The 8,171-nt window shown below is 72.6% G+C and carries 5 protein-coding genes and 1 tRNA gene; 3 read left to right on the top strand and 3 right to left on the bottom strand.

The features are described from left to right. Nucleotides 1-265: 265 nt before the first annotated feature. Entirely contained in the window at nt 266-1,012 is a 747-nt protein-coding gene (locus ACFQ87_RS18635; RefSeq protein ID WP_380611857.1) for a GPP34 family phosphoprotein, read from the bottom strand. Nucleotides 1,013-1,310: 298 nt separating this feature from the next. Between ACFQ87_RS18635 and ACFQ87_RS18640 the strand changes: the two genes are divergently transcribed. Further along, nucleotides 1,311-3,818: a hypothetical protein gene (locus tag ACFQ87_RS18640; protein WP_380611858.1), complete on the top strand. Its 2,508-nt coding sequence runs from the start codon at nt 1,311-1,313 to the stop codon at nt 3,816-3,818. A 112-nt stretch (nt 3,819-3,930) separates the two neighbouring features. Here ACFQ87_RS18640 and ACFQ87_RS18645 read toward each other — a convergent pair whose 3' ends face one another. After that, complete coding sequence (locus ACFQ87_RS18645) at nt 3,931-5,481, bottom strand: glycosyltransferase family 39 protein (protein ID WP_380611859.1); 1,551 nt, start codon at nt 5,479-5,481, stop codon at nt 3,931-3,933. Between the two features lie 178 nt (nt 5,482-5,659). Here ACFQ87_RS18645 and ACFQ87_RS18650 point away from each other — a divergent pair. Continuing rightward, a tRNA-Arg gene (locus tag ACFQ87_RS18650) sits at nt 5,660-5,732 on the top strand. A 74-nt stretch (nt 5,733-5,806) separates the two neighbouring features. Here ACFQ87_RS18650 and ACFQ87_RS18655 read toward each other — a convergent pair. Next, nucleotides 5,807-6,619 carry a phosphatase PAP2 family protein gene (locus ACFQ87_RS18655; protein ID WP_380611860.1) on the bottom strand — a complete coding sequence of 271 codons (813 nt, stop codon included), beginning with the start codon at nt 6,617-6,619 and terminating at the stop codon, nt 5,807-5,809. Nucleotides 6,620-7,050: 431 nt separating this feature from the next. On the opposite strand from ACFQ87_RS18655, the gene ACFQ87_RS18660 reads away from it, so the two are divergent. Beyond that, complete coding sequence (locus tag ACFQ87_RS18660; protein WP_380611861.1) at nt 7,051-8,022, top strand: sigma-70 family RNA polymerase sigma factor; 972 nt, start codon at nt 7,051-7,053, stop codon at nt 8,020-8,022. The last annotated feature ends 149 nt before the right edge of the window (nt 8,023-8,171 follow it).

The raw sequence follows: 8,171 nt of genomic DNA on the forward strand, positions 1-8,171 counted from the left end.
CGGAAGGCCGCGACGGGCCTCCGGGAACGGCAGAGGGGCGGTCGCCGGGCGACTTGCGTCGCGGGGCGACCGCCCCTCCGTGCTTCTTGTGCTTCTTGTGCTTCTTGTGGTGCTGGTGGTGCGGGGCGGCGCGCAGGGTCGCCCGCCGCCCTCGGGCGGCGCGGACGGGACGGTGTGCGCCGTCGGACGTGTCGTCGGCGGGCCGGACTCGGCCCGCCGGGGTCCTTGTGGTCAGCGGCCGACCGGGATCAGCGGCCCGCCCGGATCAGCGGACCCCGACCCGAGGAGCGGAGACCCGCCCGCCGGAGGCCCGGCCCCCCGCGCGGGCACCGGAGCGGCCGGTGCCGGTGCCGGTCCCGGAAGCCTGGGAAGAACGGTTCTGCTGCGCCGGCAGGCCGTTCTGCACGTCCATCACGGCGTGCGCGACCATCCCGCCGAGCGGGTCGTACCGGATCAGGTCGCGCAGCCGAGACCGCGAAGAGCGGCCCTCGTTGCCCGGGTACAGGTGCTTGCCCAGCCCCACCGAGTGGGCGAGGGCCGCGAGCGCGGCCGTCCGCGGGTCCGGCGGCACACCGGTGCGGATCGCGGTGTCCAGCCGCTGCTTGATCGCGGCGTTGGTGCAGTCGTCGGACGCCTGGTACCGGGTCGTCGGCAGCACCCCGCACACCTGGCCGGCCACGGCGGTGACCATGCCGCAGCGCTCCAGGTGCGCCAGGTACGTCTGCCGAAGCCCCAGCCGGGGCCCGCCGATCCAGTGCGCCGCGCGGACCGGGCTGCCGCGTCGACGCAGCAGCTCCAGTGCGTGGTCAAGGGTCGGGTCGCCGGTCGGCCGTGCGAGCACGACGGCGATCCGGTCTCCCTCCGGTACGATCCGTCCGGCCAGGGACAGCTCGACGAGCTGCGCCCCGGCGAGTCCGAGGTCGAGGGTCTGCGGCTGCGCCGTGGTACCCGTGGTCGGGTCCAAAGCGAGCAGCAAGAGTTCCTCGGGAACAGTTCTGCGGCTCTTGCCCATCCAAGCCTCCCCGCGTGGATGAGAGACAGGGTGACGCCTCTCACACGGGCTTGTCGAGTACGCCTCCGAATCGTGACCTTGCGGTGAAGGCGCGGAACCGGCGGCCGCGGCCCCGGCGTCTGACCGTTGAACAGACCGCGATGCGGCCGTGCGGCGGCAATAAGCGCCGGTCGGGCGGGGTGTGCGCGGCCGGATCGACCGCATGTGGCGGAGACTGTACAGGTACACGGGGCGGGGCGTCGGCTTCCCGAAATCGGGTCTGCCGGTGCCCCGCCGGGCGTTGAGGAGGCTGGGATACGTGGGCGAGTCCCCCGACAGGGTGCTGAGGGACGACGAGCGGGAGCGGGGCGGCGAACGCGAACGGACCGGTACGGCGGCCGGCACCGCTGAGGGTGCCGACGGCGGGTCGGTCGACCCGACGGCTGCCGGGGCGTCAGCCGGGGCCGTCACCAAGGCATCCGCGGAGACCACCACCGGGACGCCGGCCGGGTCCTCGGCCGCGGCGTCCGCCGAGCCCTCCTCCGACGCGTCCGTCGAGAAGCCGTCGGCGGGGGCCGGGGGCGGCTCGACCGTACAGATCCGCGTCCGGGATGTGGACAGTCGGACGACGATGCTGCGCCTGCCGGTGGACAACAAGACCACCGCGCTGCGGCTGCCCGAGGAACTGCTGAAGGCCGCGGGTGACGACAGTTCTGATGGTGGGGCGGAGAAGGAGGAGTCGGCCTCGACGGCTGACGCGGCGAAGGAGACCGCCGAGCGGCCGTCCGGCGCCGACCCGCGTCTCACCATGCGGACGGCTGGCGCGGTGGCTGCGAAGGGTTCCGGGAAGGCTTCCGAGAGCGCTTCCGTGAAGGCCGCTGAGAAGGCTTCCGAGAAGGCCGAGAAGGCTGACGAGACCGAGAAGGCCGACGAGGCTGAGAAGGCGTCGGAGCGGCCCCTCGCGAAGACCGGTTCCGCGGCCGACACACCGGAGAAGGCGAAGCCGGCGGAGCGGGCCGACACGCCCGAGACCGCCGAGCCGAAGGAGTCCGCGGCGTCCGGGCAGCCCGCCGAGTCCGAGGAGTCCGCTGACTCCGACAAGGCCGCTGAGGCAGAGGCAGACGAGGCCGCCGAGTCCGACGAGACCGTTGAGTCCGACGAGCCGTACGACCCGACCAAGACCATGCTGCTCACCAAGCCCCCGGTCCCGACCGGCAAGGCCGAGAAGCTGGAGAAGCCCGAGCCGCTGGGTGCCCCCGCCGCCCCGGCCGCCGGCACCGTGCCCGAGCCCCCGGAGCCCGCCCCGCTGCCCGAGCCGGCGCCCGTCCCCGAGCCGGGGCCCGAGCCGCACCCGGCGCCCAAGCCCGTCCCCGAACCCGAGCCGACCCCGGGGCCCGAACCGCTGCCCAAGCCGGCCCCGAAGCCCGAGCCCGGTCCGGCCCCGGCGCCCACCCCGCTGCCCGAGCCCGACCCGCGGCCGGTGCCGCCCGTCCCGCCGCTGCCCGGGCCCGAGCCGCTGCCGGCCCCGCAGCCGCTGCCCTCGCCCGAGAGCACGGCCGAGGCGATGTCGGTCCTGGCCTCCCTCAACTCCCGCCCGGTCTCGCCGCTGCGCCGCGCGCTCAAGCGGATCACCATCTGGACGGTGTTCCTGGCCGTGGTGCTCGGTGCGGTCGCGGTGGCCCAGCTGCTGCGCCCGCTGCCGGACGCGAAGGTGAAGATGTCGGCTGCGGGCAGCTTCACCTTCTCCGGCGACGCGCTCGACCTCGCCTGGCCGGCCAAGGGCCAGTCCGCTGCCGAGGTGGTCGGCGTGGGCGGCCTCGGCAGTTCGGGCCAGGAGACCCCGGCCTCGATCGCCAGTGTCACCAAGGTGATGAACGCCTATCTGATCCTGCAGAAGTACCCGCTGAAGAAGGGTGAGAGCGGCCCGAAGATCACCGTCGACCCGCAGGCCGCGCAGGAGTCCGGCAACGGCGACGAGTCCCGGGTGACGCTCACCGCGGGTCAGGTGCTCACCGAGTACCAGGCGCTGGAGCTGCTGATGCTGCCGTCCGCCAACAACGTGGCCCGGCTGCTCGCCCGCTTCCACTCCGGCTCCGAGGAGGCGTTCGTCAAGCTGATGAACGACACCGCGGCCAAGTTCGGCATGAGCAACACGACCTACGCCGACCCGGCGGGCTTCAACGCGGACACCAAGTCCACCGCCAAGGACCAGTTGAAGCTGGCGGAGCAGGTCATGCAGGACGAGATCTTCCGGCAGATCGTCTCCACCCCGGACACGACCCTCAACGGCGTGAAGATCCTCAACACCAACAACCTGATCAACCCGAAGACCGGCGTCATCGGCGTCAAGACCGGCTCCAGCACCCCGGCCGGCGGCTGCCTGATGTGGGCCGCGTACAAGGAGATCGGCGGCGTGAAGCGGCTGATCCTCGGCGTCACCCTGGGCCAGCAGGCCACCTCGCCCAAGGAGGGTGACGGCATCCTGCCGACCGTGCTGAAGGTCAGCGGCAAGCAGATCCAGGCCGCGCAGAACGGGCTGACCGGCCAGACCGTGGTGAAGAAGGGCGACGTCGTCGGCTCGGTGGACGACGGCCTCGGCGGCAGGATCCCGGTCGTCGCGACCAAGGACCTCGTGGTGGCGGGCTTCCCCGGCATCAGCGGCACGATCACCCTGGACCCGGCCAAGCTCAGCCACAACGAGAAGGCCGGCAAGGAGGTCGGCACGCTGCGGGTGGGCGCGGGCGACAGCAAGGTGGAGGTCCCGGTGGCCCTCCAGTCCGACCTGAACCCGCCGTCCATCCAGTCCCGACTGCTGCGCCTGCTGTGAGCGCGTCGAACGGTTGAACGACCGAAGGGGGAGCCGGAGAAATCCGGCTCCCCCTTCTCCGTCATTCCGGCTTTTCCGCGGTCCCGGGTCGGGTGTCCTGGGGCCGGGTGTCTCAGGTCGCGGGGTCGAGCAGCGCGAGGGTGAGACCGCCGAGCGGCACCACCTTGTCCGGCGCGCCGTACCGCTGCCTGAGCGGCTGCGCCTGCTCCTCCGTCAGGGACGCCAGCGGGTCCGAGGTGTCCCCGAGGACCAGCAGCCAGACCCGCGGTACGTCCCCCAGACAGGCCTCCGGTCGCGGGCAGGGCTCGGGGGCCAGCTCCTCGGCGTCCTCGGCGCTGCGCGCGACGAACACCGGGAACGGCTGGACCTCCGGACGCAGGTAGTAGCTGACGCCCGGCCAGACCATCGCCCAGGACTGGTCGCCCATCGGGGCCGCCAGCCCGTCCCCGGGACGGTACCCGGCGGTGATCTCCTCGGCCGCCGCCCGGAACGGCTCCTTGGAGTGGGTGTGCGCGTCCGCGTACCGCACCGCGGGCTGCTCGGGCAGCGCCGCCACGGCCGGGAGGGCGAGCAGGCCCACCGCCAGCAGCCTGGCCGTCGCCACGGCCGCCCGCGGCTGGGCGGTCCGCCCCGGCGCCCACCGCCGCCCGGCCCGGGCCGCCACCGCGCGGTACACCGCCGCGACCCCGCCCCCGGCCAGTACCGCCCAGGCGGGCACCGTGAAGAGCAGGTACCGGTCGAGGAAGTACGAGGTGGTGCCCCGCGAAACCAGCCAGACGCCCACCACCGGCAGCGCCGCCAGCAGCAGCAACTGCCAGGCCCGCACCCGTCGGCCGGGCAGCAACAGCGCGGGTAGCGCCAGCAGGACGAAGGCCTGGGCCACCTGGTCCGAGCCGAAGAGGTGCCCGCCGAAGTCGGTCAGGTCGGAGAAGGACGGCGTCTTGATCCAGCCGAGCTGCCGGTCGGACTGCCGGCTGCCGAGCAGCGCCACCGGCAGCACCGGCAGCACCGCCGCGGTCACGGCGACCGGGTACTGCCACCGGATCCGCCGTTCCGCCCCCGTCCGGGTGCGCCACAGGTGCAGCAGCACCAGCGCGGCCTGCCCGGCGACCGTACTGAACGAGACCAGGTGCCAGGCCCCGGCCAGCGCCATCGCCACGGAGTACGGCGCCCAGCGCCGCAGGCCCGGCCGCTCCAGCGCCCGCAACAGGAAGTAGGTGGCGGCCGCGATCGAGCAGGTCGCCAGTGCGTAGGCGCGCGCCTCCTGGGCGTAGTGGGACACCTGGGGCGGCACCGTGAACAGCAGCCCCGCGCCGATCGCCGCGAACCGGTCGCCGAACAGCCGCTCGGCGGTCAGCGCGACGAAGGCGGCCGCTGCCGCCATCGCCAGCACGGAGGGTATTCGCAGGGCCACCGCCGAGTCGCCGAACACCGTCGTCCAGCCGTGCATCAGCAGGTAGTACGTGCCGTTGCTGGCGTCTATGTGCTGGAGCAGCCGCAGCAGGTCGCCCAGCGAGCGGGTGGCCACCGTCCAGGTCGCCATCTCGTCCCGCCACAGCTCGGGCGTGCCCAGTCGGTACGACCCGACGCCCAGCATCACCACCGCCGGCCAGAACCACACCTGCCCCGGCAAGCGGACGGCCGTGCGCACAGCTGGTGTCATCAGGGCCTTCATCTCCTTCGGGCGGCACGCCGGGGCGATTCGAACACTTCGCGGCAGGCTACTTGACCTGCCCTGACGCCCCGTCGGCGCCCGCCCCCCGACCACCACCCCCGGCCACCACCCCCCAGCCGACCCCCGATCCGGTACGCTGTGAACGGCCTGGTCACTGACCGGCCGCGCCTCAGTAGCTCAGGGGATAGAGCACGGCTCTCCTAAAGCCGGTGTCGCAGGTTCGATTCCTGTCTGGGGCACATCACGGCACCGCAGCCCGCAGGCCCCCCGTCCGACCTCGGACGGGGGGCCTGCGGCGTTGTTCCCGGAGGCGTCAGCGGACGGGCTCGTCCGGGCGGTCGCGGGGATCGTCCAGCTCCGCGTCCTCGGCGTGCGGCGCTCGGACGTAGGGCACGATGACCCGCTGAACCCGGGGCCGGGTACGCCAGTTGACCCGTCGTACGTCCCGGGCCAGCGCGCCCGGGCGCCAGAGCTCGATCACGGCGGTCACGACGCCCAGTACGACGCCGGCCGCCAGCCAGCCCGCCAGTACGTCGCTGGGCCAGTGCACCCCGAGGGCGACCCGGGTCCAGCCGATGGCGAGCACCGTCCCGGCGGCCACCGCGCAGGCGGCGGTCCGGCCGCGGCGGTGGACCCGGTACCAGACCAGGCCGACCAGGACGGCGCAGGTGATCGCCGAGGCCATCGCGTGCCCGGAGGGGAAGGCCGGGCCGCCGGCGTGCGAGACCGGGTCGTTGAAGGCGGGGCGCGGGCGGTCGACGGCCAGCTTCAGCGCCCACTGGGCGCCCCAGCCGACCAGGGCCTGGGAGGCCACCCAGCCGGCCAGCACCCGGGCGCCGATCAACAGGAGCCAGGCGGCGGCGACGCCGAGAAGTGCACGCATCGTGACGGGGCCGCCGATGTCGGAGAGGGTCTGCACGGCGGCGGTCCAGATCCGGTGCTCCCGTGCGTAGATGTGGAGTTCGCTGATCCAGTGCTGGTCAAACTCGTGCAGAGGGTGCCAGTGGCCCGTTACCAGCGTCGCCAGGAGGCCGAACAGCGCGGCGCAACCCAGCGCGAGCGCGGCGTCCCGAAGGAGGCCGCGATGACGCACGGTGACGGAGGTCGAGCTGTTGGTCAGGTGCATGCCTGACACCTTCCCAGCGTGCTGTGCCGATCGGGAGCTGGACCGATAGCGATTTGGCATCTTTTGTGGGGAGGACCTGCGCGCGCCCGGGGGGGCGGGTGGATGTCGGGGGTTCGCGGGAACGTGCGCGGCCGTCCGCGGGTTCAGCGGGTGGGCGGCGGTTGCATGGAGAGTCGGTGAGGAGGCGTCCCGGTTGATTGCGCGAAGTGATCACATGCGGGCGCATTGGGTGTCCGGCCGGTCACCGAGCGTCCAGAACCGGGGTGAAAACCGGCAGGATACTGCATCGCGGGGAAGAATCTGAGTGACTTGGGAATGTTGTCCGGATTCTGTTCGTTGGATCGTTACGTGTGAGGCCCCAAGGGGCCCGCACTTCTTGCCCTCACGGGCAGGCAGGCAGACCTCGGCAACACCAGTCAAAGGGAGCAAGCATGGCCACCCGTGCCGTCGTTCGCGACAGGGCCGACCGGAGTCGCGCGGCCCGCCCGACCAACCTTGAGGCCGACCGCGACCTGGTCGGCATGTACCTCGACGAGATCGCCAGGACGCCCCTGCTCGATGCCGCCGAGGAGGTCGAGCTCTCGCTGCGGATCGAGGCCGGCGTGTACGCCCAGCATCTGCTGGACGAGGACGGACTTCCGGACGGTGTCACGCGCGAGGAGCTGGAGGCGATAGCCGAGGACGCGGAGCGCGCCAAGGACGTGTTCATCCGCTCCAACCTCCGCCTGGTGGTCGCGGTCGCCCGCCGCTACCCGCGCAGCGGCCTCCCGTTGCTGGACCTCATCCAGGAGGGCAACGCAGGCCTGGTGCGTGCCGTCGAGAAGTTCGACTACGCCAAGGGTTTCAAGTTCTCCACCTATGCCACCTGGTGGATCCGGCAGGCGATCACCCGTTCCATCGCCGACCAGTCCCGCACCATCCGGCTGCCCGTGCACCTGGTCGAGGAGCTCGGCCGGATCCGACGGGTGCAGCGCGAGAAGTCCAAGGAGCTGGGCCGGGAGCCCGAGCCGGCCGAGATCGCGGCCGAGCTGGACACCACCGAGGCCCGGATCAAGGACGTGCTGGACTGGGCGCGCGACCCGGTCAGCCTCAACATGTCGGTCGACGACGAGGGTGAGACCCAGTTCGGTGACCTGGTCGAGGACACCGGGGCGACGTCCCCCGAGGACGCCGTGATGGTCATGCTCCGCCGCGAGGAGCTGGACGGCCTGATCGGGCGGTTGGACGACCGCACGGCCTCGATCATCCGCTCCCGCTACGGCATGGAGGACGGCCGCGAGCGCACCCTGACCGAGGTGGGCAAGCAGCACGGCCTCACCCGCGAGCGGATCCGCCAGATCGAGAAGCACGCGCTCGCCGAGCTGAAGAAGATCGCCGACCACGCGGGCTTCGAGGCCGCCTGAGGAGCCGCCTGACGAACGAGCCCACGGACGGCCGAGCCCGTCTCGGCCGGGCAACCGAGCCCGTCTGCCCCCGGGCCCTGGTGCGGAGCGCTCCGCACCAGGGCCCGAGGGGTGCCACGGGGCTCCTAAGTTTGAGAGGAAAGAAGACC

The organism is Kitasatospora sp. NPDC056531, assembly GCF_042794375.1.
GTDB lineage: Bacteria > Actinomycetota > Actinomycetes > Streptomycetales > Streptomycetaceae > Kitasatospora.